Source organism: Amycolatopsis sp. cg9, from assembly GCF_041346945.1.
GTDB lineage: Bacteria > Actinomycetota > Actinomycetes > Mycobacteriales > Pseudonocardiaceae > Amycolatopsis.
Genome location: NZ_CP166850.1, coordinates 3,491,786 through 3,517,535, shown reverse-complemented (window position 1 = coordinate 3,517,535; position 25,750 = coordinate 3,491,786). Strand labels below are relative to the sequence as shown.

Here is a 25,750-nt window from a genome sequence, read left to right as displayed (position 1 = left end):
GTCACAATCCGGTCACGACAGGCGGCCGGGTACGTTCGCCGGGTGCAGTTCGTCCTCGCCTCCCAGTCCCCCGCCCGGCTCGCCCTCCTGCGCTCCGCGGGCCTCGATCCGGCCGTGTTCGTCTCCGGCGTCGACGAGGACGCCGTCGCCGCCGCGCTGACCGATCCCTCGCCGTCCGAGCTCGTCGCCGCCCTCGCCGCGGCCAAGGCCGAAGCCGTCATCGACAAGGTCGCCTCGGTGCACCCGGACGCCGTCGTCGTCGCCTGCGACTCGATGCTGAACATCGGCGGGCAGATGGTCGGCAAACCGGCCGATCCGGACATCGCGCGGCAGCGATGGGCCGCGATGGCCGGGACATCCGGTGAACTCCTGACCGGCCACGCGGTCGTCCGGCTCGACGGCGGGACGCGCGCGAAGGAGGCCGCGGGCTGGGAATCGACCACCGTCCGGTTCGGCACGCCGAGCGAGCACGAGATCGACGCCTACGTCGCCAGCGGCGAGCCGCTGCACGTGGCGGGCGGCTTCACGATCGACGGCCGGGGCGGCTGGTTCGTCGAAGGACTCGACGGCGGCCACACGAGCGTCATCGGGATCAGCCTGCCGCTGACGCGCCGCCTGCTGGCCGAGGTCGGGGTGGGTGTCGTGGATCTCTGGGCGCGTCCCGCATCCTGAGAAAGGCGCCACACGAACGGGTGATCCGGAAGAGTCCCGTCTTGCCTAACGTTCTCCTGACGAGGCAATACGAGAAATTTTCGAGCACCGGAGTCGCCCCGTGTCTTTCGTACGGACATACACCAAACCGCGGGTGTTCGCGGCCGCGGTTCTCGGCTCGCTCGTCGTCGGCGCCGCCCTCGGCGTCGTCGCACGGCAGACCGAGGCCGGCTGGCTGACCGATCTCCTCGACCAGATCGGCACCATCTTCACCACGCTGCTGCAGATCGCGGTGATCCCGCTGGTCTTCACCGCCATCGTGGTCGGCATCAACAGCCTCCGGAAGCTCGGCGGCGGCCGCACCGCCGCGCGCCTCGGCGGCAAGACGGTGCTGTGGTTCGCCATCACGTCGTTCATCGCGTCGCTGATCGGCATCGCGGTCGGCAAGATCTTCAACCCGGGCGCGGGCGGTCTCGGCGGCGTCGAAGCGACCGCGAAGAACGCCGACAAGGCGGCGGCCAGCGTCGACCACTGGGGCTCGTGGAGCGCCTTCGTGAACGGCCTGCTGCCGGAGAACTTCGTGAAAGCGTTTGCCGACGGCGAGACGCTGCAGGTGCTCTTCCTCGCGCTGGTCATCGGCGCCGCCGCCTACAGCCTCGGTGACAAGGCCAAGCCGTTCGTGGACTTCACGACGAGCGTCTTCGAGATCATCCAGCGCTACCTCGGCTGGATCGTCCGGCTGGCCCCGATCGGCATCATCGGCCTGATCGGCGCGGCCGTGTCCAACTACGGCGACGCGCTGTTCCGGCCGCTGTTCTCCACCACGCTCGCGGTGTACGTCGGCTGCCTCCTGGTGCTCTTCGTCGTCTACCCGATCCTGCTGCAGTTCGTGGCCAAGGTCAGCCCGCTGAAGTTCTTCGCCAAGGCGGGGACGGCGATCCAGTTCGCGTTCGCGTCCCAGTCCTCGGCCGCGACGCTGCCGCTGACCCGCCAGTCCGCGGTCAACCTCGGCGTCCAGCCGGCCTACGCGGCCTTCGCGACCCCGCTCGGCAGCGCGACCAAGATGGACGGCTGCGCGGCGGTCTTCCCGGCGATCGCGGCGATCTTCGTCGCCAACCTGGCCGGGGTGTCGCTGAACTTCTGGCAGTACGCCGGCATCGTCGTGGTCGCCGTGGTCGGCGCGCTGGCGACGGCCGGGACCACCGGCTGGCTGACGGCGTTCACGCTGACGACGTCGTTCATCGGCCTCGACGCCAAGCAGGTCGCGCTCGGCCTGGCGCTGATCTACTCCGTCAACCCGATCATGGACATGATGCGGACCGCCACGAACGTCGCCGGCCAGATCACGGTGCCGGTCATCGTGGCCCGCGGCGAAGGCCTCCTCGACGACGAGGTCCTCAACACCCCGACCGACAACCCGCAGCACAGCGACGACGGCACCGAGGCCCGCCACACCGAGCCCGCCCCCGCCTGAGCGCAACTTTCGTCATGAAAGTGACGGGTTGAGGGTCAGGAGGTGGGGCAGGGGCGGAGGTCGGCGCGCGTCAGGCGGATGTCGGGCCAGCCGCGCAGGTCGGACGGCGCCGTGTAGCGGCGGGTGCAGCCGACCGACTTGCCCGCCAGGTCGTACACTTCGCCCAGCACCGGCGACGCCTCGCACTTCGGGGTGCCGGACGCCGCGCCCGGGCAGTCGTGGCGGACCACGATCACGTCCGCGCGGCCGTCGGCCGTGACGTCGTAGAGCGACAGCGTCCCGGCGTCCGCGTAGTACGGCTTGCCCGGGTCGCGCCACACTCCCCCGCTGCCGACCAGCAGCTCGCCGTACGCGGCCGTGCCGTCGTCGCTGTCGTCGCCGACGTCGCCGCGGACCAGGCAGGCCGGGGCCGAGCCGTCGACGCAGCGCAGCGATTCCTGGTCCAGCCGGACGCCCAGCTGCGCGATCGCCAGCTCGAACACCGTGCCCGGCTCGGGCCCGACGCGCAGCCGCGCCGACCCGCCCGAGGTGTCGGTCAGCAGCACCACCGGCGTGCCCCCGACCGTGACCGCCGCCAGCTGGCGGCAGGGGCCGCCGCCGCAGGTCACCGCGGGTGCCACCGGCGCCGCCGCGGGTTCGGCCGCGCCGGCGGGCGCTTCGGGACGCGGGCGCAGCGCGAACACGGCGCCGATCGCGCCCAGCGTCACCACCGCGGCCAGCACCGCCGTGAGCAGCGCCGACCGGGGCGTCCGCGCTGCCGTAGTCCGCATAAGACAGAGCGTAAGCCGCTTCGCGACGGTGTGTGGGCGACGCCCGGGCCGATGTGGCTGAAATCCCCCGGCGGTGCACCCGATCGACTAGGGCGCGGCTAGCGGAGCGTGTCCGTCTATGTTGTCCGGGTGACGAACCCGAACCTTCCCCCCGCCCTCTACCTCCCCACCGGCCCGGCCAGCGCCGAGACCGAAGGCGCGTCGATCGAGCTGCGCCGGACGCCGGACGGCCGCACCGCGCTGGTCGCCTTCACCGCGCTCGACCGGCTGATCGACTGCTGCGGCGAGCACCAGCCGTGGGTGCTGGTGAACACCGAGCACCTGCCGAAGGTCCACGCGGCGAACCCGTACGACGTCATCGTGCTCGACTCGCCGCTGCCCCAGCAGCTGCGCCACCACGTCTGAGCGTGGTTCACCTCTCACTCAACTGACTCGCGACGTCATATCCGTAGACTCCCCGGTACCGCGTGGGCGGTCAGCAATGCAGCTGTCGGGACGCAGGAGGTGCGGGGTGGCCGAGCAGGTCGGCGAATCCACCGGTGGTCCGGTGACCAAGATCCTGGTCGCCAACCGGGGCGAGATCGCGGTACGCGTGATCAGAGCGGCCAAGGACGCCGGTTTGGCCAGCGTCGCGGTGTACGCCGATCCGGACCGGGACGCACCGCACGTCCGCCTCGCGGACGAAGCCTTCGCGCTCGGCGGGACCACGGCCGCCGAGAGCTACCTCAACATCGAAAAGCTCCTGGACGCCGCCAAGCGCTCGGGCGCCGACTCGGTGCACCCGGGCTACGGCTTCCTCTCCGAAAACGCGGACTTCGCCCAGGCCGTCCTCGACGCCGGGCTGACCTGGATCGGCCCCGGCCCCCAGGCCATCCGCGACCTCGGCGACAAGGTCACCGCGCGCCACATCGCGATGCGCGCGGGCGCACCGCTCGTGCCGGGCACCAAGGAGCCGGTGCAGGACGCCGCCGAGATCGTCGCGTTCGCCGACGAGCACGGCCTGCCGGTGGCCATCAAGGCCGCGTTCGGCGGGGGCGGGCGCGGCCTCAAGGTCGCGCGCACCCGCGAAGAGATCCCCGAGCTGTTCGAGTCGGCCACCCGCGAGGCGGTCGCCGCGTTCGGCCGCGGCGAGTGCTTCGTCGAGCGCTACCTGGACAAGCCGCGGCACGTCGAGGCGCAGGTGCTGGCCGACATGCACGGCAACGCGATCGTCGTCGGCACCCGCGACTGCTCGCTGCAGCGGCGGCACCAGAAGCTCGTCGAGGAGGCGCCCGCGCCGTTCCTGAGCGACGAGCAGCGCAAGCGCATCCACGAGTCGGCGAAGGCGATCTGCAAGGAAGCCGGGTACTACGGCGCCGGCACGGTCGAGTACCTCGTCGCCACCGACGGCACGATCTCCTTCCTGGAGGTCAACACGCGCCTGCAGGTCGAGCACCCGGTGTCGGAGGAAACCACCGGCCTCGACCTCGTCCGCGAGATGTTCCGCATCGCCCGCGGCGAGAAGCTGCGGATCACCGAAGACCCCGAGCCGCGCGGCCACTCGATCGAGTTCCGCATCAACGGCGAGGACGCCGGCCGCGGGTTCCTGCCCGCGCCGGGCACGGTGACGAAGTTCGTCGCGCCGAGCGGCCCCGGCATCCGCGTCGACTCCGGCGTCGAGTCCGGCAGCGTCATCGGCGGGCAGTTCGACTCGATGCTGGCGAAGCTGATCGTCACCGGGTCGGACCGGAACAACGCGCTCGAGCGCAGCCGCCGGGCTCTGGCCGAGATGGTCGTCGAGGGCATGGCGACGGTGCTGCCGTTCGACCGCGTGATCGTCGACGACCCCGCGTTCATCGGCGACGAGAACGGCTTCAGCGTGCACACGCGCTGGATCGAGACGGAGTTCGACAACAAGATCGAGCCGTTCGTGGCGCCGGACGTCGAAGCCGCCGAAGAAGAACCGCGGCAGAACGTCGTGGTCGAGGTCGGCGGGCGGCGCTTGGAAGTCTCGCTGCCGGGCGGGTTCGCGCTCGAAGGCGGCGGGGGCGGCACCGCCGTCAAGGCGAAGCCGCGCAAGCGGGCCGGCGGCACCAAGGCCGCGGTCAGCGGCGACGCCGTCACGGCGCCGATGCAGGGCACCATCGTCAAGGTCGCCGTCGAAGAGGGCCAGGCGGTCGAAGCCGGTGAGCTGATCGTCGTCCTCGAGGCGATGAAGATGGAGAACCCGGTCACCGCGCACAAAGCGGGCACCGTGACCGGACTTTCCGTCGAGGTCGGCGCCGCCGTGACGCAGGGCACGCAGCTGCTCGAGCTCAAGTAGGACGGTTCGTTACAGATGTCGTGGTGGGCCGCCCCCGAGGCGGCCTACCATCGACTACGTGACCGAAGTCCCGTCTCCGCAGCTGCGGATCAGCGACCAGAACCGCGAGTCCGCGCTGTCCGCGCTCGGTGAGCACATGACCGCGGGGCGGCTGGACATCGACGAGTACGGCGAGCGCTCGGCCCGGATCACCGCGGCCAAGACGCGCGGCGAGCTCGGCGAGGTCTTCGCGGACCTCCCGGCCCCGCACCCCCGGTACGACGACGTCCCGCAGGCCGCCGTCGCGCCGCCACCCGAGCCGGCCGCCGCCCCGGCGCCACGGTCCTCGGGCGGACCGGACAACTGGACACCCCCGCAGCGGTTCGTCGCCGCGATCTTCCCCCTGACCCTCATCGCCGCGATCGCGCTGATCGCCACCGGCACGCTCGCGTGGCCGATCATCTTCCTCCCGATCGGTGTCGGCGTCTTCGGCAAGGCGATGTGGGGCCACGGCTGGAACCACGACGAGCAGCACCGCCGCCGCCACGACCGCCACCTGCGCGACCGGGAGCGCCGTCGCGAGCTGCGCGACTCCTACCGGCGCGAGCTGGGCCGCTGACCCCGCCGTGGGCGACATGCGGTTGAGCGACGCCGAGCGCCAGGACGCCCTCGACGTCCTCGAAGAGCACGTCCGCAGCGGCCGCCTCGACATCGACGAGTACGGGTCCCGCACCGCGAAGGTCACCGCGGCCAAGCGGGTCAGCGAGCTCGTCCCGCTGTTCGACGACCTGCCGTCGCCGCGGCCGAGCGCGTTGCTGAACGGGGCTTCCGCACCGGTGGCGGCACCGGCCGGGGAAACCGCGCTCTCGCAGTTCCTGACGCGCAGCGCGGTGCCGATCGCCATCGTGCTGGCGATCGCGGTGCTGATCCTTTCGCGGGGCAGGCTCCTGATCATCTCGGTCGCGCTGCCGCTCGTGGTGGCGGCGCTCGCGCGGGTCCGCCGCCCGCGCTGATCTTCCTTTTCCCGGCAACCGAACCGCCGCCCCGGACGTGGTGGGAGTGCAGGTCGGGGACAAGGGAGAGACATGAAGAGCAAGTTCTGGGGGCGGGTCGTGGCGCCCGTCGTCGCCGCGCTTTCCGTGGCGGTGCTGGCGCAGCCCGCGGACGCCGCGATCCGCATCGCGTGGCGGCCGACGGTCCTGCCGTTGCCGTCCGGCGCGGGCACCGGCGTCCTGACCGGATCGGACGGCAAGGGCGAATACACCGGCACGTTCGACGTGAACGGAGTGCAGACGGTCGTCAGCTGGCGCAACGGGCAGCCGGTGGTGCGGGGCGTGCCGAGCGGGTACGAAGCCGCGCTCGCCGCGGACGAGAACGCGGCCGGTGTGGTGGCCGGCACGGTGCACGACTACGACACCTTCATCAGCCGGGCGTACACGCTGGACGCGGCCGGGTTCCACATCCGGGACGTCCCGGCGGGCTACGACTACGTCTACGGCGTCGCGATCAACGCCCGCGGCGACCTGCTCGGCCGGGCCACGCAGTTCGGCAGCGGGGGCGCCGAGGCCGCGGTCCTGTGGCGCGCGGACGGCAGCGCGCCGGTGCTGATCCCGAAAACGCCGGACACGTACTACGCGCGCGACATCGACGAGGACGGCACGATCCTGTTCGACGCGGGCAACCGCTCGGCGCTGTGGAAGGACGGCGTTCTCCGGTACCTCTCGCCGGAGCCGTCCCTGCAGGCCTGGGGCTACGCGATCCGCAACGGCGTCGTGGTCGGGACGGCGATCCGGGGCGGCGTCGAGCAGGCGGTGCGCTGGTCCTCCGCGACGAGCTCGTGGGCCGCACTGCCGGGCGGCGGGCGCGCGCTGAGCGTCAACAAGGCGGGCCTGACGGCCGGGCTGGTGCCGAACCCGTCGGGTCCGGTGATCGTCGGCAACGCGATCGTGTGGCGCACGACGACGCCGGGCGAGGTCCGCGCGCCGAGCGGCTACTCGAAGTTCGAAGCCCGGGTGGCGGCGGACGACGGTTCCCTGGCGGGCTTCGCGGCGAACAGCCCGGAGGATTCGCACGGCGTGCCGGTGGTCTGGCGCCTGACCCCGTGACCGGTTCGGGAGATTCCTCCGGTTCTTGATCAAGATTGCTCCGTTTGCCCGGCAACGGTCCCCCGCCTGCACCGATGTATCCGGTGCAGGTCGGGGGAAACGGAGATTCGATGAGCAGCAAGTCCTGGGTGCGCGCGCTCGCGCCCGCCGTCGCCGTGCTCGCGGCGGTGACGCTGGCGCAGCCCGCCGGCGCGCTGGGGATCCGCATCCCGTGGCGGCCCACCGTGCTGCCGCTGCCGGCCGGCGGCGGCAGCGGGTTCCTGACCGGGTCGAACGGGAAGGGCGAGTACACGGGCACGTTCGCGGTGAACGGCGTCCAGCAGGTGGTGAGCTGGCGCGGCGGGCAGCCGGTGGTGCGCGGGCTGCCGGGCGGGTACGAGCGCGCGGACGCGGTGGACGAAAACGCGTCCGGGGTCGTGGTGGGCACCGCCTACGACCACGAGACGAAGGCGAACCGCGTGTTCGTCCTGGACGCGACCGGGTTCCACGTGAAGGAGAACCCACCGACCTGGGAGAACCTGTACGCGGTGGCGGTCAACGCCCGCGGCGACGTCCTCGCCAGGGCCAACCGCACCGGCCCGTACGCGGCGACGGTCCTGTGGCCGGCGGACGGCTCCGCGCCGACGATCATCCCGTCGGGCAACGACACGTACTACGCGCGCGACCTCGACGACGACGGCACGGTCCTGTTCGACTCGGGAGCGACGTCGGCGCTGTGGAAGAACGGGGTGATCCGGCAGCTGTCGCCGAGCCCGGCGGCGTGGGCCGAAGCACTGGCGATCCGCAACGGGGTCGTCGTCGGCAAGCGGTCCTGGGGCGGCGTCGAGCAGGGGGCCCGGTGGTCGACCCCGGACGCGACGGTCGGCCTGGAGGGCGGCGCGTCGGCGATCAGCGTCAACCAGGTGGGCCTGACGACAGGGCTGCTCCCCGGCGGCAACGCGACGGCGTGGCGGGGAACGGTCCCCGGCGAAGTCCAGCGCCCGGGTACGTACCCGGTGTTCCAGGCGAGCCTCGCCGCGGACGACGGGTCCCTGGCGGGCTTCGCGACGAGCGGCTCGGTGGACCAGGGCGGGGTGCCGGTGGTCTGGCACCTGACCCCCTGATCAGGCCTTGATCACCAGGCCGGGAGCGGCGCGCTCCCGGCCTGGCTAGGCTGGGCGGAGTGGAACCGGTGGAGATCAACGCGGGCACCTACTACCTGCGCCAGCTGCGCGCCGACCGGCACCTGGACGACCGCCCGCTGCTGATGGAGGCGTTCGCCGACCCGACGCACCGCAAGTACGTGCTGAACTACCGCCTGCGCACCCTGGACGAGGCCACGGAGTACGTGGCACTGCGCGCGGCCCAGTGGGCGGGCGACGAGCGCTGTTCGTGGGCGATCGCCGAGCCGACATCCGGCCGCCTGCTGGGCGAGGTCGGCCTGCGCGAGCTGAACCTGGACGCGGCGTACGCGGAGGCGACCATCTGGGTCCACCCGGCGGAACGGGGCAAGGGAATCGCGACGACGGCGTTGAGCGCGGCCCTGCGCTTCGGTTTCGGCGGACTGGGCCTGACCGAGGTGAGCTACCGGTACGAGGAGAGCAACGCGGCTTCGGCGATCGTGGCCGAGCGGTGCGGGTTCACCCCGCTGGGCCCGGAGGACGAGCTCGCCCCGACGGGTGAACGCCTGATGCGGTGGCACCGGACGTCCTGACCACAGCCCCCGCCACTCCCAGGGGGGCGGCCCCGTGGCCAGTCTATCGGCGCCCCCGGACCAAAACCGCTTCCTCGCCGCCCCACCACCGCCGCTGTCCACAACTCGCGGGGGCTGTGGATTCCTCGAACAGGTTCCACAACCCCGCACCGAGCATCGCCGCTCGCGGAATTCCTCTGCGGGGGATGCCCCGGCCGGCTCCCCCGTCCGGGGTCGAGCCAAGACCGCGAAATCGGCGCAGGCGAGTGGGGCTGCACGGCGGCCGCCGTGCAGCCGGGTGAGCAGCGGACGCAAGCCACGCTCACCCGGGATCGACGGGGCTCAGCTCACCGGCTCCACGATGCCCGCCCGTGCCTCCGGGGCCGCCGACCTCAGGGCGTCCGCCGCTTCGTCGCTCGGCTGGGACTGGGACTCGCGCTCTGCCTCGACCCGGGCGTTGTAGACCTCGATCTCCCGCTTCACCGTCTCGGGTGACCAGCCGAGGACGTCGCCGACCAGCGACGCCACCTGCTCCGCGCAGTCCACGCCGCGGTGGGCGTACTCGATCGAGATGCGCGTCCGGCGGGCCAGGACGTCCTCCAGGTGCAGCGCTCCCTCGTGCGAAGCCGCGTACACCACCTCGACGCCGAGGTAGTCCGGGGCGTGCTCGATCGGCTTCAGCAGCTCCGGGCGGCCGTTCGCCGCCGCCAGGACCTCGTTGACCAGGGAGCCGTAGCGGTCCAGCAGGTGCCGGACGCGGTACGGGTGCAGGCCGTGCTCGGCGGCCACGTGGTCGGCCTGGTTGACCAGTGCGTGGTAGCCGTCCGCGCCGAGGAGGGGGACCTTGTCCGTGATCGACGGCTGTGAGCGGCCCGGCAGGTCCACCGCGGCCGCGTCGACCGCGTCCGCCGCCATCACCCGGTACGTCGTGTACTTGCCGCCCGCGATCGCCACCAGGCCCGGGGCCACCCGCGCCACCGCGTGCTCGCGCGAAAGCTTCGACGTCTCTTCGCTCTCCCCCGCCAGCAACGGGCGCAGGCCCGCGTACACGCCTTCGATGTCGTCGTGCGTCAACGGGGTCGCCAGCACGCTGTTGACGTGCTCCAGCAGGTAGTCGATGTCGTGCTTCGTCGCCGCCGGGTGGGCGAGGTCGAGGTTCCAGTCCGTGTCCGTCGTGCCGACGATCCAGTGGTTGCGCCACGGGATCACGAACAGCACCGACTTCTCGGTGCGCAGGATCATCCCCGACTCGGAGACGATCCGGTCGCGCGGCACGACGATGTGCACGCCCTTGCTGGCACGCACCCGGAACCGCCCGCGGCCACCGGAAAGGCGCTGCAGCTCGTCGGTCCACACCCCGGTGCAGTTGATCACCGCGGCCGCCGAAATCTCCGTCTCGCGGCCGTCTTCGACGTCTCGCACGCGCACGCCGGACACCCGGTCCGCTTCGCGCAGGAACCCGACGACCTGGGTCGACGTCCGCACGACCGCGCCGTAGTGCGCCGCCGTCCTGGCCACCGTCATGGTGTGGCGGGCGTCGTCGGACTGGGCGTCGTAGTAGCGGATTCCCCCGATCAGGGCGGACCGCTTGAGCGCCGGCACCATTCGCAGCGCGCCCGCGCGGGTCAGGTGCTTCTGGCCGGGGACGCTGCGGGCGCCGCCCATCGTGTCGTACATCAGCAGGCCGGCGGCGGTGTACGGGCGTTCCCACACGCGGTGCGTCAGCGGGTAGAGGAAGCTCACCGGCTTCACCAGGTGGGGCGCGATCGTCGTCAGCATCAGCTCGCGCTCGCGAAGTGCTTCCCGGACCAGGCCGAACTCGAGCTGTTCCAGGTAGCGCAGGCCGCCGTGGAAAAGCTTGCTCGACCGGCTCGACGTCCCCGAAGCGAGGTCGCGGGCTTCGATGAGCGCGACGCGCAGCCCGCGCGTCGCGGCATCCAGGGCCGTGCCCGCGCCCACCACACCGCCGCCGATGACGACGACGTCGAAGGTCTCCTTGCCGAGGCGCCGCCACGTCTCTTCCCGCTTGACCGGGCCCAGTCGAGCCGGGTTGGTCTCCGCTGCGTGCTGCGCCACGTGACATTCCTCCTCGTGCCGGCGAGGCTTCCAGCATCGCACGACCTGGTGATCCTCCGCCCGTCCACGGATGACACTTGTGGCGTAACCCTCCGCGATCTTGAAAAGATTCGGCTACCCGGTGCCTGGAATGATCTTCGGCACACCGGTAACGTCGCCCGGACGTGGGTCGGCAACGGTGCCGTGGCACGCCGTGATCGACCCTGCGCAGAGTGTCCAGTGTGGAGGTGCAGCGGTGAGTGCTGGGGCAATAATCGTCTGGGAAATACTGGGAACGGCCGCGCTGATCCTGCTCGGCAACGGTGTGGTCGCGAACCACGTCCTCCGTAAGAACAACGGTCACAACGCAGGGTTCCTCTTCATCAACTTCGGCTGGGCCTTCGCCGTCTTCACCGGTGCCAGCATCGCCGCGCCCAGCGGGGCGCACCTCAACCCGGCGGTGACGCTGGGCCTGGCCATTTCGGGCAAGACCCAGTGGGCCGACGTCCCGTTCTACTTCCTCGGCCAGATGGTCGGCGCCATCCTCGGCGCCGTGCTCTGCTGGGCCGCCTACAAGCTGCAGTTCGACGACCACCCCGAGCCGGAGAACACGCTCGGCATCTTCTCCACCGCACCGCAGATCCCGAACACCGCGTGGAACCTCGTCACCGAGATCATCGGCACCTTCGTGCTGGTCGCGTGGATCCTGCTCAGCCCGGTCTTCGCCACCGGTGACGGCGGCACGCCGAACTTCGGCAACTCCGCGCTGGGCTACGCGGGCGTCTCGTTCGTCGTCCTCGTGATCGGCACGTCGCTCGGCGGGCCGACGGGCTACGCCATCAACCCGGCCCGCGACCTGGGCCCGCGCATCGCGTACGCGTTCCTGCTGCCGATCAAGAACAAGGCCAACGCGAACTGGGGCTACTCCTGGATCCCGGTCGTCGGCCCGCTCGTCGGCGGCGCGCTCGCCGCGCTGCTGTACCTCGGCGTGCACAACCTGACCTGATCGCCCCACCCACCGAATTCCTGGAGCGCACATGACTTCGTACGTAGCCGCGATCGACCAGGGCACCACGTCGACCCGGTGCATGATCTTCAACCACGAAGGCCGCGTGGTCTCGGTCGACCAGCGCGAGCACGAGCAGATCTTCCCGAAGGCCGGCTGGGTCGAGCACAACGCCGAGGAGATCTGGGAGAACACGCGCCGGGTCGCCGCGGGCGCGCTGGCCAAGGCCGACCTGACCGCGAAGGACATCGCCGCCGTCGGCATCACCAACCAGCGCGAGACCGCGCTCGTCTGGGACAAGAAGACCGGCAAGCCGGTGTACAACGCGATCGTCTGGCAGGACACCCGCACCGACAAGATCGTCACCGAGCTCGGCAACCTCGGCGGCGGCCAGGAGCGCTACCGCGACAAGGTCGGGCTCCCGCTCGCGACCTACTTCTCCGGGCCGAAGATCAAGTGGATCCTCGACAACGTCGAAGGCGCGCGCGAGAAGGCCGAAGCCGGTGACCTGATCTTCGGCAACATGGACACCTGGGTGCTGTGGAACATGACCGGCGGCGCCGACGGCGGGGTGCACGTCACCGACCCGACCAACGCCTCGCGCACCATGCTGATGGACCTCGACACCCTGCAGTGGGACGCCGGGATCGCCGGCGAGATGGGCATCCCCCTTTCGATGCTGCCGGAGATCCGTTCCTCGTCCGAGGAGTACGGCAAGGTCCGCGAGAAGGGCGCGCTCGCCGGCGTCCCGATCGCGGGCATCCTGGGCGACCAGCAGGCCGCGACGTTCGGCCAGGCCTGCCTGTCACCCGGCGAGGCCAAGAACACCTACGGCACCGGCAACTTCATGCTGCTCAACACCGGCACCGAAAAGGTGATGTCGCAGAACGGGCTGCTCACCACGGTCTGCTACAAGATCGGCTCGAACGACACGGTCTACGCGCTGGAAGGCTCCATCGCCGTCACCGGTTCGCTGGTGCAGTGGCTGCGCGACAACCTCGGCATGATCGCCACGGCGGCCGAGATCGAGGAGCACGCCCGCAGCGTCGAGGACAACGGCGGCGCGTACTTCGTCCCGGCGTTCTCGGGCCTGTTCGCTCCTTACTGGCGCTCCGACGCCCGCGGCGCGATCGTCGGCCTCACCCGGTTCGTCAACAAGGGCCACCTCGCCCGCGCGGTGCTGGAGGCGACGGCGTTCCAGTCGCGCGAGGTCATCGACGCGATGAACGCCGACTCCGGGGTGCCGCTGAAGTCGCTCAAGGTGGACGGCGGCATGGTCGTCAACGAGCTGCTCATGCAGTTCCAGGCCGACATCCTCGGCGTGCCGGTGATCCGCCCGGTGGTCAACGAGACGACCGCGCTGGGCGCCGCCTACGCCGCCGGCCTGGCCGTCGGGTTCTGGAAGTCGGAGGACGACATCCGGAACAACTGGGCGCAGGACAAGCAGTGGGACCCGTCGATGGACGACTCCCGCCGCGAGCGCGAGTACCGGAACTGGAAGAAGGCGGTGACGAAGACCTTCGACTGGGTGTCCGACGAGGACTGACCGATCCGGGCCGGGGGCGCGGTGGCGCGCCTCCGGCCTGCTCGCGGTGGGCCGGCCCCCTCACCGGTGGCGGACCGGGCTCACTCCTCCCAGCCCTCCGGCTTGCCCGACTGCTCGTTCGGCGCGATCACCAGGAACGGCACCCCCTGGTCGTCCAGCACCCGCACCTGCCGGCCGTACGGGGAGTCGAACGGCTGGTCCAGCACCTGCCCGCCGAGCTCGACGACCTTCGCCGCGCTCGCGTCGGCGTCCGCCACCGAGAAGTACGCCGACCAGTTCGACGGGACCTCCGCCGGGACCGAGGCCGGCAGTGCGCCGAGGCCGCCGACCGGGCGGCCGTCGAGCAGCAGGACCGCGTACGTGAAGTCGTCGTTCGACAGGTCCTGGAAGCCGAAGCCGAAGACCTGCTCGTAGAACGCCTTCGCCGCCGGGTAGTCGCGGCTCATGCACTCGTTCCAGGCCAGCGTGCCCGGGGCCGCCGTGACCTGGGTGCCGATGTGGTTCCCCGCCTCCCAGAGGCCGAAGACCGCGCCCGCCGGGTCGGCCGCGATCGCCATGCGGCCCTCCTTCATGACCTCCATGACCGGCATGAGGACCTGGCCGCCGGCCTCGGTGATCGCCGTGACCGTCTTGTCCACGTCGGACACCGACAGGTAAGTCGTCCACACCGCGGGCAGCTCCTGCCCCGGTGGTGTCTGCCCGATGCCGGCGACCGGGCGGCCGCGCAGCTCCGCCATGCCGTAGAAGCCGGTCTCCTCACCGCCCGTCCGCACGTCCCAGCCGAACAGGCCGCTGTAGAAGGCCACCGCTTTCGCCTGGTCCGGCACCATCAGGTCCACCCAACTGGGCGTGCCGTCCGGCCACCGCTCGTCCCGGAACACCATGTCGACTCCCAACCCTCGTGAACGCCGCCGGGGTGACGGCCGACACAGTCTGGCACCCACCACCGACAAAACCAGGGCCGAAGGACTCAGTGCCCGACGAGCTTGGCGTAGACGACGATGTTGTCGACGTAGTTGCGCGCGTTCCGGTCGAAGACGCCGCCACAGGTGATCAGGCGCAGTTCGGGGCCGGGCGTGTCGTCGTAGACGCCTTCGCCCTCGAAGTCCTTCTTCGGCACCTGGTGCACCTTCGTCACCTCGAACACCGCCGTGGTGCCGTCCTTGCGGGCGACCGACACGCGGTCGCCCGCGGCGAGCTCCTTGAGCCGAAAGAAGATGCCCTTCTGGTGGTTGCCGTCGACGTGCCCGAGCACGACGGCCGGGCCGGTCTCGCCCGGGGTCGGCGCGTAGGTGTACCAGCCGGCCTGCAGTGGCGTGGTCACCGGCGGCACCTCGACGGTGTTGTCGGCGTTGAGCCCGAGCGGGACCAGCGACGAGTGCGCGCCGATCTTCGGGATGTCGATCGAAACCGGGTCGGACTTGGGCAGGGCCGCGACGGCGTCCTGGCCGGCGGCCGCGGGTTCGGGCTGCACGGCGACCGGCCGCGCGGGCGGCGGCTGGGCGGCGGGTGGTTCGGTCCCGCCGCCGAACACCAGTGCCACGACCACCAGCGCGGCCAGCAACGCGAGGACGAGGGCGATCAGGTAACCCCGTCTGCTCGTGCTCCTCGTCGACATGTTCTCCCCCGTGGTTCCTCGCCTGCCGTTCACACGTCCGGGTGGTCTCTTCGGTTGAGTCCCGACGGTACCTCGGCCGCGGTCAGCGCCGGCGGGCCCGGCGGGCGAGCACGAGGCCGCTGCCGCCGAGCGCGAGCGCGCCCATGGCGGCCGCCGCCGCGAGCGGGGAGCTGTCGGCCGGGACGTCGGTGCCGCCCGTCTGCGGTGCGCCCGCGGGCACCTTCACGACCTGCTTCTTCACCGGCAGGACTTCCAGCGTCGCGCTCGAGGTCTCGGGGCCGCAGTGCAGCGTGACGGCGTACTTGCCGGGCTTGACGTCCTTCACCGTGCCGGTGGCCCACATGCCCTTGCCGAAGACGAGCGCCGCCGACCGCACGGTGACCTTCTCCGCGGGCTCGCGGGTCTGGCAGGCGAAGTCCAGCTTCACCCGCGCGCCCGGCTGCGCCTGGGCGGGGCTCACGGTCAGCAGCCGGGTGATCCGCGAGAACGGGCCGTCCGGGTCCACCGGCACCGTCGACGTGGGCGAGGCGGACGGCGTGGTGGTGGGTGTGGCCGCCAGTGCGGCACCGGGCGCGAGGACGAGGAATGCGGCGGCAACACCCGTGACAACGGCAGTCTTCTTCATTCTTTTCTCCCCTGTGGAATGAAAGCGGCCTCCGCTCGCTTATGCCTCCAAAGACGTCTCCACCTGCGATCGGTTGCGCCCGGAGGTCACGAATCCGACATGAAAAACCGCCCCGGAGCGCACTCCGGGGCGGTTTTGGGAAAAGAAAGAATCAGCCGGCCATGCTGCCGTCGCCCGCTTTCGCGGCACCGGACGGCACCTTCGCGACCTGCGCGGCCGGCACCGTGAACTTCGTGGTGTAGGTCTGGCCGCCGCAGGTGACGGTCAGCGGGTACTCCCCCGCGGCCGTGCCGGGCTTGAGCGTGGCGTCGGCGCTGATGTTCGCGTCCGCGCCCATGAACGGGCCCGGGGTGTAGTTCGCGAAGTCCAGTGCCGGCGAGGAGAACTTCGGCGAAGCGCCTTCGCACTTGGCCAGCGCGACGTTCGGCGCGTCGCGGACGTACTTGTCCACGAGCGACTGGTTGATCGCGGTGTTGACGTTGAGCTGGACGCTGCCGGCCGGCGCCGCGCCGGCGCCGCGGGACTGCTGCTCTGCGCCGTCGCGGGCGCCGCCAGCGCCGTCGCCCCGATCACCGCTGCCGCAACGAAAACCACCGTCTTGCGCACCATCGCACCCTTCGCGTCCTTCAGCCTTACCACCGACAAGACGCGACGGGGCGCGACGGGTTGCCTACGGGATCGGCCGGGATCAGTCGAGATCGTCGTGGCGCATGAGCTGGCGCCCGGCCTCGGTGATCGACCCCGACAGCGACGGGTACACCGAAAACGTCAGTGCCAGGTGGTCCACGGTGAGCTGGTTCTGGACGGCGAGCGCGATGGGGAGGATGAGCTCGCTCGCCTGCGGCGCCACGACGACGCCACCGACGACCACGCCGGTGGCGGGGCGGCAGAACAGCTTCACGAAGCCTCGGCGGAGGCCCTCCATCTTCGCGCGCGCGTTGGTGGCCAGCGGCAGCATGATGGTGCGCGCGGGCACCTCGCCGGAGTCGATCGCCTGCTGGCTGATGCCGACGGTGGCGATCTCCGGGTGGGTGAACACGTTGGCGGCGACGGTCTTGAGCTTGATCGGCGCGACGCCCTCGCCCAGCGCGTGCCACATCGCGATGCGGCCCTGCATGCTCGCCACCGAGGCCAGCATGAGCACGCCGGTGCAGTCGCCGGCGGCGTAGATCCCGGGCACGGACGTGCGCGAAACCCGGTCGACGGTGATGAACCCGCCGGGGCCGGGCGCGATGCCGACCTTGTCGAGGCCGATGTCCTGGGTGTTCGGGACCGACCCGACGGTCATCAGCGCGTGGCTGGCTTCGATCACGCGGCCATCGGCGAGGTGGATCTCGACGCCCTTGTCGGTGCGCTCGACGCGGTCGGCGCGCGCCTGCTTCGCCACGGTCGTGCCGCGCTGGGAGAAGACCTCTTCGAGCACCGCGGCCGCGTCGGCGTCCTCGTGCGGGAGGACGCGGTCGCGGCTGGAGACGACGGTGACCTTGACGCCCATCTCGGTGTAGGCGGACGCGAACTCGGCGCCGGTGACGCCCGAGCCGATCACGGCGAGGTGCTCCGGCAGCTCCTGGAGCTCGTAGAGCTGGCGCCAGTCGAGGATGCGCTCGCCGTCCGGCACCGCGCCCGGGAGGACGCGCGGGGTGGCGCCGGTCGCGATCAGCACGACGTCGGCGGGCAGGGCTTCGGTGCCGTCCTTGGTCGTGACGGCGACCTTGTGGGTGGCGAGGCCGGTTTCCTCGTCGCAGAAGCGCGCCTCGCCGATGAGGACGCGGACGCCTTCGCGCTGGACGCGGGCGCGGATGTCGGCGGACTGGGCGAGCGCGAGGCCCTTCACGCGGCCGTGCACGGTCGGGAGGTCGATGCTGGTGTCGGCCAGGTCGGTGTTGATGCCGAGCTCGCCGAGGTCGTGCATCTTCGCCAGCGCGCCCGAGCTCGCGATGAACGTCTTCGACGGGACGCAGTCGTAGAGCACGCAGGCGCCGCCCAGGCCGTCCCGTTCGACGATCGTGACGTCGGCGCCGTGCTGGGCCGCGACGAGCGCGGCTTCGTAGCCGGCCGGGCCCCCGCCCATGATCACGATCCTGGTCACCTGGGTCCTCCTCGATGTGCTCGTGTGCGGTGCTCTCACCGTACGCGGCACAGGTGTCCGGAGACTGAAGTGGGCGAACACGGCGAGTGCGTCCACTCGGGAGGGGGAGAGGTCGCTACGCTGTCGTCGTGCCGTTGTATGCCGCGTACGGATCGAACATGGAGCCCGCCCAGATGCTGGAGCGCGCGCCGCACTCTCCGATGGCCGGCACCGGCTGGCTGGAGGGGTGGCGCCTGACCTTCGGCGGCGAGGACCTCGGCTGGGAAGGTGCCCTGGCCACGATCGTCGAAGACCCGGGAGCCCGGGTCTTCGTCGTCCTCTACGACGTGACGTCGCTGGACGAGGACGGGCTGGACCGCTGGGAAGGCGGCGAGCTCGGGATGCACTCGAAGATCCGGCTCCGCGTGCAGACCATGGACGGTTCGGCCCTGGCTTGGCTGTACGTCCTGGACGCGTACGAGGGCGGGCTGCCCTCGGCGCGCTACCTGGGCGTGCTGGCCGATGCCGCGGAGGCGGCCGGGGCGCCGGCGGACTACGTCGACGACCTGCGGACCCGCCCCTGTTCGGGCATCAGCGGCTGACTCCACACCCTGTGGACAACTCGGTGGCCTGAGCGCTACCACGAGCCCGCGCGGCCTCGCGCGGGCACCCCGGTCAGCGCGCCGGACCACGTGTGCGTGCCGGCCTCGGCCCCGCTCCCGGCGAACGTGAATTTCCTTGCGGTACAACGAAAACGCCGGGTCTGCGGGGCCCGCGCGGCGGGCCGTCGACCAGTCTGCCCGCCGGTCCGCGGGCGCGCAAAACGGCCCTTCCCCCGATCGAGGGAAGGGCCGGTTCACGGCCTGTGGACAACTCGGTGAAGCTGTGGACAACTCCGCTCAGGCGAGAGCGGCCAAAGCGGTGTGGACCAGGGTGCGGACCCCGCAGAGGAGGGCTCGCTCGTCGAGGACGAACGTCGGGCGGTGGATGTCCGACTGCGGTGCCGGCGGGCCGGACCAGACACCCAGGCGGGCGAACGCGCCCTGGACGTGCTCCAGGTACCAGCCGAAGTCTTCCCCGCCGGAGGACTGCTCGGTGCCGGCCACCGCGCCCTCGCCGAGGGCCGCTTCGACGCCCGCGCGCATCAGCGCCGTCGAGTCCGCGTCCGAGACCACCGGCGGCACGCCGCGGCGGTAGTCCAGCGAGAAGCCGACGCCGGTCGGGGCCAGCAGGGACTCCACAGAGGACGCCACCAGCGGCTCCAGCGACGTCCAGACCTCGTGGTCGGCGGTGCGGAGCGTGCCGCGCAGGACGCCGTCCTGGGGCACCGCGTTGGCCGCCTGGCCCGCGTGGACCGCACCCCACACCAGGACGGTGCCGGAGCGCGGGTCGACCCGGCGCGACAGCACCGCGGGCAGCGAGGTGATCACCGTGCCCAGCGCGTGGACCAGGTCGGCCGTCAGGTGCGGCCGGGACGTGTGGCCGCCCGGCGAGGTGAGCCGCAGCTCGATCAGGTCCGCCGCCGAGGTCAGCGCGCCCACGCGCATGCCGACCGAGCCCACTTCGAGCCGCGGGTCGACGTGCAGGCCGTAGATCCGCTCGACGCCGTCGAGCGCGCCGGCCGCGATCATGTCCAGCGCGCCGCCGGGCATGACCTCCTCGGCGGCCTGGAAGATCAGCCGGACGCGGCCGGGCAGCTCCGGCGCGCCGGCCAGTGCGCGGGCCGCGCCGAGCAGGATCGCCGTGTGGGCGTCGTGGCCGCACATGTGGGCCGCGCCCTCGACCGTCGAGGCGTAGGGCAGCCCGGTCGCCTCGGTGAGCGGCAGCGCGTCCATGTCCGCGCGCAGCGCCACGCACCGCTCGCCGCTGCCGATGTCGCAGACGACGCCGGTGCCGCCGGGCAGCACCCACGGCTTGAGCCCGACGGTGCGCAGCAGCGTGACGACCAGCTCCGTGGTCGCGAACTCGTGCCGCGAAAGCTCCGGGTGCGCGTGGATGTGCCGGCGCCAGGCGAGCACGTCGGTCGCGTTGGCGCGCAGCCAGTCGTCGAGCCAGAACGGGCCGCGGCCCGCACCAAGGTCCTCCACGGGAGCCATGCTTACGCCGGCTTCGGAAATGAGCGCTTCAGGCCCCTCCATAGGGGTCATCATGCGCCCATGGGGGTCGCCTGGAACGTCCGGTCGTGAGTCCAGCACCGTCACGCCGCACCTCCTCCCGCAACACGGGTAACCCGCGCAGCGGCTGGGGTCACGCATCGTGCCGATCGATCTGTTGTACGCATTTGCAGACGATCGTGCACCATGCAGGCGGCAAGCCGCGCCTCGAAAACGGCCGTCCTAGATGGCCGGTAGCGGATCTGCGTTGAACGGCGTGCAGTAGTTCGGCAAAGCCGAACGCTTCAGGACTTCTTCGCCTTCTTCGAACGGATCCGCCTGCCCCAGATGACGATGCCGAGCAGGACGACCGCGAGCAGGCCCGCGACCAGCTTGTTCTTCGTCTTCTCGGTGTTCGCCTTGTCGGTCTGCGCCGGGTCGAGCACCGGGCCCGGCGGCTGGGTCTGCGCCGGGACGGGCGCCGCCGCGACGTGCGCCGCGGTCACCGAAACGGTCGCCGGCCGCGCTGGTCCGGCCAGCGCGGGGGACGCGGTGAACAGCACCGCGCCGAGCACTCCGACCAGGACCAGACCCCGCAGTTTCGCCATGTCATCCCTTCGCCACGACCAGGCATTCTGCCCGCGGAACGCCCGCGCGTCAGCCGCCACGAGGTGGACCGAACGCGTCGAGGATCCGCTGTGCACCGAGGGTAGCCGTCAGTTCACCGTCGCGCACCGCCCGTTCGACGTCGGGAACGACCGTTCGCACGTCCGGATGCGCCGCCAAGCGACTGAGCAACTGCTCGCGCACCATCGCCCACGTCCAGTCGACCTGCTGCCGCCGGCGCCGCGCGTCCAGCTCGCCGGACGCCGAAAGCGTGTCCCGGTGCTGCTCGATCGCGCCCCAGACCTCGTCCAGGCGCAGGTTGTGCAGGCCGCTGCAGGTGAGCACCGGCGGGGTCCAGGACGCCTCGGGGCCGTAGATCATCCGCAGGGCGCCCGAAAGCTCCCGCGCCGCCCGCTTCGCGTCCCGTTCGTGGTCGCCGTCGGCCTTGTTGACCGCGATGACGTCGGCGAGCTCCAGCACGCCCTTCTTGATGCCCTGGAGCTGGTCGCCGGTGCGCGCGAGCGTCAGGAACAGGAAGCAGTCGACCATGTTCGCCACGGTCACTTCGGACTGCCCGACGCCGACCGTCTCGACCAGCACGGTGTCGTAGCCGGCGGCTTCCATCAGCACGATCGTCTCGCGGGTCGCCCGCGCGACGCCGCCGAGCGTCCCCGACGTCGGCGACGGCCGGATGAACGCCCGTTCGTCGACCGCGAGGCGCGCCATCCGGGTCTTGTCGCCGAGGATCGACCCGCCGGTCCGCGTGGACGACGGGTCGACCGCGAGCACGGCCACCTTGTGCCCGGCCGCCGTCAGGTCGGTGCCCAGCTGGTCGATGAACGTCGACTTGCCGACACCGGGGACGCCGGTGATGCCGATGCGCCGGGCGCCACCGGACGCGGGCAGCAGCTCGACCAGCAGCTCCTGCGCCTGCGCCCGGTGGTCCGCCCGCTGCGACTCGACCAGCGTGATCGCCTTCGACAGCGTCCCGCGGTCCCCCGCCAGCACGCCCTCGGCGTAGGCGGTGACGTCGATCTTGCGCGGCAAGGGTCAGGACTCCTGCGCGGTCAGCTGGCCGAGCAGGTCGATGGCCGCGTCCGCGAGCACCGTGCCGGGGCCGAAGATCGCCGCCGCGCCGGCTTCGCGCAGCGCCGGGTAGTCCTGCGGCGGGATGACGCCGCCGACGACCACCATGATGTCTTCGCGGCCCAGCTCGGCGAGTTCGTGGCGCAGCGCCGGCACCAGCGAGAGGTGCCCGGCGGCCAGCGACGAGACGCCGACGACGTGCACGTCCGCCTCGATCGCCTGGCGGGCGACCTCGGCCGGGGTGGAGAACAGCGGGCCGACGTCGACGTCGAAGCCGATGTCGGCGAACCCGGTGGCGATCACCTTCTGGCCGCGGTCGTGGCCGTCCTGGCCCATCTTCGCGACCAGGATGCGGGGACGGCGGCCCTCCTCCTCGGCGAACTTCTCGACCAGTTCACGGGCCTGTTCGACGTTCTGCGACTTACCCACCTCTTCGCGGTAGACGCCCGAAATCGTCCGGATCTGCCCGGAGTGGCGGCCCCACAGCTTCTCGAGCGCGTCGGAGATCTCGCCGACGGTGGCCTTCGCGCGGGCGGCGCCGATCGCCAGCTCCAGCAGGTTGCCGCCGTTGCCGGCGCCTTCGGTGAGCCGCCGCAGCGCGTCCTCGGTCGCCTGGCCGTCGCGTTCTTCGCGCAGCCGCCGGAGCTTCTCCAGCTGCTGCGTCCGGACGCCGGCGTTGTCGACCTTGAGGACTTCGATGTCCTCGTCGCCGGTGACCTGGTACTTGTTCACGCCGATGACGGGCTGCCGCCCGGAGTCGATGCGCGCCTGGGTGCGTGCGGCGGCTTCTTCGATGCGCAGCTTGGGGATGCCCGCGTCGATCGCCTTGGCCATGCCGCCGGCCTGCTCGACCTCGCTGATGTGGCCCCACGCCTTGCGCGCGAGGTCGTAGGTCAGCTTCTCGACGAAGGCGCTGCCGCCCCACGGGTCGATCACGCGGGTGGTGCCGGACTCCTGCTGCAGCAGCAGCTGCGTGTTGCGGGCGATCCGGGCGGAGAAGTCCGTCGGCAGCGCGAGCGCCTCGTCGAGGGCGTTCGTGTGCAGCGACTGCGTGTGCCCCTGGGTCGCGGCCATCGCCTCGACGCAGGTGCGGACGACGTTGTTGTAGACGTCCTGCGCGGTCAGCGACCAGCCCGACGTCTGGGAGTGCGTGCGCAGCGAAAGCGACTTCTGCGACTTCGGGTCGAAGCCCTTCACGAGCGTCGCCCACAGCAGGCGCGCCGCGCGCAGCTTCGCGACCTCCATGAAGAAGTTCATGCCGATGGCCCAGAAGAACGACAGCCGCGGCGCGAACTTGTCGACGCTCAGCCCGGCGGCGACGCCCGAGCGGATGTACTCGACGCCGTCGGCGAGCGTGTACGCCAGCTCGAGGTCGGCGGTCGCCCCGGCTTCCTGCATGTGGTAGCCGGAGATGGAGATCGAGTTGTACTTCGGCATGTGCTGCGAAGTGAAGGAGAAGATGTCGGAGATGATCCGCATCGACGGCTGCGGCGGGTAGATGTAGGTGTTGCGGACCATGAACTCCTTGAGGATGTCGTTCTGGATGGTCCCCGCGAGCTGCTCCGGCTTCACCCCCTGCTCCTCGGCCGCTACGACGTAGAGCGCCAGCACCGGCAGCACCGCGCCGTTCATCGTCATCGACACCGACATCTTGTCGAGCGGGATGCCGTCGAAGAGCTGGCGCATGTCGTAGATGGAGTCGATCGCCACGCCCGCCATGCCGACGTCGCCGGAGACGCGCGGGTGGTCGGAGTCGTAGCCGCGGTGGGTGGCCAGGTCGAAGGCGACCGAAAGCCCTTTCTGCCCCGCGGCGAGGTTGCGGCGGTAGAAGGCGTTGGACTCCTCCGCCGTCGAGAACCCGGCGTACTGGCGGATGGTCCACGGCTGGTTGACGTACATCGTCGGGTACGGCCCGCGCAGGAACGGCGCGATTCCGGGGTACGTGCCCAGGAAGTCCACATCGGACAGGTCGGCGGCGGTGTAGACCGGCTTGACGCCGATGCCCTCGGGCGTCTCCCAGTCCAGGGCGTCCGGGCCCTTGCCGGTGGCTTCCTGCACGGCCTTGGCCCACGCGTCGCGATCGCCCGCCGTCGGCGTGCCGAGGTCGAGACCGGCGAAGTTCGGGATGCTCATCGGGTGACTCCCAGCTTGGCGTGCAGGCCGTTGAGGACGTCGAGGGCGTCGCAGCCGGCGAAGACGTTGCCGGCCACGCCGTCGAACGAGCCCTTGCCCGCCAGTAGTACGTGGTCGGCGCCGAGGGACGCGGCCACTTCGGCGGCCTGCTCGGCGTAGGCGTCGTCGGTGCCGCAGAGGCAGGCGATCTTCGCGCCGGACGCGCGGAACGCGCCGGGCAGGTCGTCGGTCGCGCCCGGGTTGACGGCTTCGATCCCGCCGGCCTGGAACAGGTTGGCGGCGAAGCCGGCGCGCGCGGTGTGCGCGGCGACCGGGCCGAGGGTGGCGAGGAAGATCTTGGGCCGCTCGCCGTGCGAAGCGAGGTAGGCGTCCGATGCGTCCCGCAAGGCCTCGAAGCCTTCGGCGTACCGGTGCCGCGGCAGCCCGCCCTCCACAGTGGACTCGGACGGCTCCCGGGTCACCGGCTTTTCGGCCAGGTTCGGGAACTCGCTGACGCCGGTGAGCGGGTCACGGCGGGTGGCGATCCGCCGGGACCGCTTCGCCCACGTCTCGGCCAGCCGCGCGGCCAGCGCACCCGAAGCGAGTTCGGCGACCAGGCCGCCCGCGCCTTCGACGGCGGTGAACTCGGCCCAGGCCGCGTGCGCGAGGTCGTCGGTGAGCTTCTCGACGTACCAGGAGCCGCCCGCGGGGTCGACGACGCCGGCCAGCTTGGACTCCTCCAGCAGCACGGCGTGGGTGTTGCGGGCGATCCGCGCGGAGAACGCGTCGGGACGGCCGATCGCGGCGTCGAACGGCAGCACGGTGACCGCGTCCGCGCCGCCGACCCCGGCGCCGAAGCAGGCGACGGTCGTGCGCAGCATGTTCACCCACGGGTCGCGCCGGGTCAGCATCGCCGGCGAGGTCACGGCGTGCTGGCGCATCGGCGAGGAGAAGCCGCACACCTCGGCGACGCGGGCCCACAGGCGGCGGGCCGCGCGCAGCTTCGCGATGGTGGAGAACTGGTCGGCGGTCGCGGCGAGCCGGAACTCGAGCTGGCCGGCCGCGGCTTCGGCGTCGAGGCCCGCGTCGGTGAGCGCGCGCAGGTACGAGACGCCGGCGGCGACCAGCGCACCCAGCTCCTGGGCGTCCGACCCGCCCGCTTCGTGGAACGGCAGGCCGTCGGCGACGATCGTGCGCACCTTCGGGTACTTCGCGGCGACACGCGCGGCGAGCGCGGCGGCCGGGCCGAGGTCGGCGGCCGCGCCGGACCGGGCCGCCAGCCCGATCGGGTCCGCGCCCAGCACGGCGGTGGCTTCGCTGGCCGGGATCTCGCGCTCGTCGAACAACGCCAGCAGCTCCGAAGCGGCGGCCTCGTACTCGGCGCCCGCGTCCAGGACGACCGGCGCGAGGTCGAGGTAGACCTCGTTGAGCGCGTCGCCGAGCGCGGCCGGCGGGACCGAGAGCCAGATCGACGTCACGCCGCCTTCGAGGTCGGCGAGGATCGCCTTGTTGACCGCGCGGCCGTCGTCGCCGGCGAACCGGGCGCGGACGTCCCAGCCGGTGCTGACCTGGCCTTCCGGGCGCGCGCCGCGCACGTAGGGCGGCAGGCCGGGGAAGCCGGTCTCGCCCGGGACGTCGTCCGCCGTGTAGAGCGGCTGGATCTCGATCCCGTCGTAGGTCCGCGTGACGAGCTTGCTCTCGGGCGCACCCGCGAAGTCCTCGGGGAGCTTGCCGCTCTTGCGCAGGACACCCGCGACGAGCTCCTGCCACTGCTCGCGCGTCGCCTGGGGGAACTCGGCCGCCAGGTCGAGTTCGGAGATCGGCACTGACTCCGGACCGGCCACTTCAGTCATACCCAGTGATGGTAGAGGCACTCGCCGCGCTCGCCCTGTGAGTCTGGTCGCGCTAGGGGGACGGCCCGGGCAGGTTAGGGGCCGGTCGCGCGGGTACGACACAATTGGCGCGTGCCCCCCTCCAGCGAA

At 71.5% G+C, this 25,750-nt stretch carries 24 protein-coding genes; 12 read left to right on the top strand and 12 right to left on the bottom strand.

All coding sequences use genetic code 11. The annotated features are described in order from the left end of the window. Positions 1 to 42 precede the first annotated feature (42 nt). Positions 43 to 672, top strand: a complete 630-nt coding sequence (locus AB5J73_RS16960; protein ID WP_370970638.1) for a nucleoside triphosphate pyrophosphatase — start codon at positions 43 to 45, stop codon at positions 670 to 672. Between the two features lie 100 nt (positions 673 to 772). Continuing rightward, positions 773 to 2,125, top strand: a complete 1,353-nt coding sequence (locus AB5J73_RS16955; protein WP_370970637.1) for a dicarboxylate/amino acid:cation symporter — start codon at positions 773 to 775, stop codon at positions 2,123 to 2,125. A 35-nt stretch (positions 2,126 to 2,160) separates the two neighbouring features. Here the strand turns inward: AB5J73_RS16955 and AB5J73_RS16950 are convergent, their stop codons facing one another. Next, complete coding sequence (locus tag AB5J73_RS16950; protein ID WP_370970635.1) at positions 2,161 to 2,895, bottom strand: hypothetical protein; 735 nt, start codon at positions 2,893 to 2,895, stop codon at positions 2,161 to 2,163. 129 nt (positions 2,896 to 3,024) lie between these two features. Here AB5J73_RS16950 and AB5J73_RS16945 point away from each other — a divergent pair, with 129 nt between their 5' ends. From AB5J73_RS16945 to AB5J73_RS16915, 7 genes are all read left to right on the top strand, one after another. Beyond that, on the top strand, positions 3,025 to 3,300 hold the full coding sequence (locus AB5J73_RS16945; protein ID WP_370970633.1) for an SAV_915 family protein: 276 nt from the start codon (positions 3,025 to 3,027) through the stop codon (positions 3,298 to 3,300). A gap of 106 nt (positions 3,301 to 3,406) precedes the next feature. Next, a complete protein-coding gene (locus tag AB5J73_RS16940; RefSeq protein WP_370970631.1) occupies positions 3,407 to 5,197 on the top strand; it encodes a biotin carboxylase N-terminal domain-containing protein in 1,791 nt (596 codons plus the stop codon). A gap of 58 nt (positions 5,198 to 5,255) precedes the next feature. Then, positions 5,256 to 5,795, top strand: a complete 540-nt coding sequence (locus AB5J73_RS16935) for a DUF1707 domain-containing protein (RefSeq protein WP_370970629.1) — start codon at positions 5,256 to 5,258, stop codon at positions 5,793 to 5,795. 7 nt (positions 5,796 to 5,802) lie between these two features. Continuing rightward, the gene (locus AB5J73_RS16930; protein WP_360772688.1) at positions 5,803 to 6,189 is read left to right on the top strand and encodes a DUF1707 domain-containing protein; all 387 of its coding nucleotides are present in this window, start codon (positions 5,803 to 5,805) and stop codon (positions 6,187 to 6,189) included. Positions 6,190 to 6,261: 72 nt separating this feature from the next. Continuing rightward, positions 6,262 to 7,281 carry a hypothetical protein gene (locus AB5J73_RS16925; RefSeq protein ID WP_370970627.1) on the top strand — a complete coding sequence of 340 codons (1,020 nt, stop codon included), beginning with the start codon at positions 6,262 to 6,264 and terminating at the stop codon, positions 7,279 to 7,281. A 110-nt stretch (positions 7,282 to 7,391) separates the two neighbouring features. Next, positions 7,392 to 8,384: a hypothetical protein gene (locus tag AB5J73_RS16920; protein ID WP_370970625.1), complete on the top strand. Its 993-nt coding sequence runs from the start codon at positions 7,392 to 7,394 to the stop codon at positions 8,382 to 8,384. 59 nt (positions 8,385 to 8,443) lie between these two features. Continuing rightward, a complete protein-coding gene (locus AB5J73_RS16915; protein ID WP_370970623.1) occupies positions 8,444 to 8,974 on the top strand; it encodes a GNAT family N-acetyltransferase in 531 nt (176 codons plus the stop codon). Positions 8,975 to 9,295: 321 nt separating this feature from the next. Here the strand turns inward: AB5J73_RS16915 and AB5J73_RS16910 are convergent, their stop codons facing one another. Next, on the bottom strand, positions 9,296 to 11,029 hold the full coding sequence (locus tag AB5J73_RS16910; protein WP_370970621.1) for a glycerol-3-phosphate dehydrogenase/oxidase: 1,734 nt from the start codon (positions 11,027 to 11,029) through the stop codon (positions 9,296 to 9,298). Between the two features lie 235 nt (positions 11,030 to 11,264). On the opposite strand from AB5J73_RS16910, the gene AB5J73_RS16905 reads away from it, so the two are divergent. Together AB5J73_RS16905 and glpK are read left to right on the top strand one after the other, a co-directional pair. Continuing rightward, entirely contained in the window at positions 11,265 to 12,014 is a 750-nt protein-coding gene (locus AB5J73_RS16905; protein ID WP_370970620.1) for an MIP/aquaporin family protein, read from the top strand. Between the two features lie 31 nt (positions 12,015 to 12,045). Further along, positions 12,046 to 13,560 (top strand): glycerol kinase GlpK, encoded by a 1,515-nt coding sequence (gene glpK / locus AB5J73_RS16900; RefSeq protein ID WP_370970619.1) that lies wholly within the window; start codon positions 12,046 to 12,048, stop codon positions 13,558 to 13,560. 80 nt (positions 13,561 to 13,640) lie between these two features. Here the strand turns inward: glpK and AB5J73_RS16895 are convergent, their stop codons facing one another. The 5 genes from AB5J73_RS16895 to AB5J73_RS16875 form a co-directional block, all read right to left on the bottom strand. Continuing rightward, positions 13,641 to 14,444, bottom strand: a complete 804-nt coding sequence (locus AB5J73_RS16895) for a VOC family protein (protein WP_370970618.1) — start codon at positions 14,442 to 14,444, stop codon at positions 13,641 to 13,643. Positions 14,445 to 14,530: 86 nt separating this feature from the next. Next, positions 14,531 to 15,178 (bottom strand): class F sortase, encoded by a 648-nt coding sequence (locus tag AB5J73_RS16890; RefSeq protein ID WP_370970617.1) that lies wholly within the window; start codon positions 15,176 to 15,178, stop codon positions 14,531 to 14,533. A gap of 82 nt (positions 15,179 to 15,260) precedes the next feature. Next, entirely contained in the window at positions 15,261 to 15,803 is a 543-nt protein-coding gene (locus AB5J73_RS16885) for a hypothetical protein (RefSeq protein WP_370970616.1), read from the bottom strand. A gap of 151 nt (positions 15,804 to 15,954) precedes the next feature. Next, on the bottom strand, positions 15,955 to 16,254 hold the full coding sequence (locus AB5J73_RS16880; protein ID WP_370970615.1) for a hypothetical protein: 300 nt from the start codon (positions 16,252 to 16,254) through the stop codon (positions 15,955 to 15,957). Between the two features lie 237 nt (positions 16,255 to 16,491). Continuing rightward, positions 16,492 to 17,892 (bottom strand): NAD(P)H-quinone dehydrogenase, encoded by a 1,401-nt coding sequence (locus tag AB5J73_RS16875; protein WP_370970613.1) that lies wholly within the window; start codon positions 17,890 to 17,892, stop codon positions 16,492 to 16,494. A gap of 128 nt (positions 17,893 to 18,020) precedes the next feature. Between AB5J73_RS16875 and AB5J73_RS16870 the strand changes: the two genes are divergently transcribed. Further along, complete coding sequence (locus tag AB5J73_RS16870; protein ID WP_370970611.1) at positions 18,021 to 18,473, top strand: gamma-glutamylcyclotransferase; 453 nt, start codon at positions 18,021 to 18,023, stop codon at positions 18,471 to 18,473. Positions 18,474 to 18,770: 297 nt separating this feature from the next. Here the strand turns inward: AB5J73_RS16870 and AB5J73_RS16865 are convergent, their stop codons facing one another. The 5 genes from AB5J73_RS16865 to AB5J73_RS16845 all read right to left on the bottom strand — a co-directional run bounded on the left by AB5J73_RS16865 (position 18,771) and on the right by AB5J73_RS16845 (position 25,621). Continuing rightward, the gene (locus AB5J73_RS16865; protein WP_370970610.1) at positions 18,771 to 20,072 is read right to left on the bottom strand and encodes an amidohydrolase; all 1,302 of its coding nucleotides are present in this window, start codon (positions 20,070 to 20,072) and stop codon (positions 18,771 to 18,773) included. 197 nt (positions 20,073 to 20,269) lie between these two features. Then, on the bottom strand, positions 20,270 to 20,572 hold the full coding sequence (locus AB5J73_RS16860) for a hypothetical protein (protein ID WP_370970609.1): 303 nt from the start codon (positions 20,570 to 20,572) through the stop codon (positions 20,270 to 20,272). A 49-nt stretch (positions 20,573 to 20,621) separates the two neighbouring features. Continuing rightward, positions 20,622 to 21,617 (bottom strand): methylmalonyl Co-A mutase-associated GTPase MeaB, encoded by a 996-nt coding sequence (meaB, locus tag AB5J73_RS16855; RefSeq protein ID WP_370970608.1) that lies wholly within the window; start codon positions 21,615 to 21,617, stop codon positions 20,622 to 20,624. Between the two features lie 3 nt (positions 21,618 to 21,620). Beyond that, entirely contained in the window at positions 21,621 to 23,789 is a 2,169-nt protein-coding gene (gene scpA, locus AB5J73_RS16850) for a methylmalonyl-CoA mutase (RefSeq protein ID WP_370970607.1), read from the bottom strand. Continuing rightward, on the bottom strand, positions 23,786 to 25,621 hold the full coding sequence (locus AB5J73_RS16845; protein WP_370970606.1) for a methylmalonyl-CoA mutase family protein: 1,836 nt from the start codon (positions 25,619 to 25,621) through the stop codon (positions 23,786 to 23,788). Before AB5J73_RS16845 ends, scpA begins: the two co-directional genes overlap by 4 nt. Positions 25,622 to 25,750 lie beyond the last annotated feature (129 nt).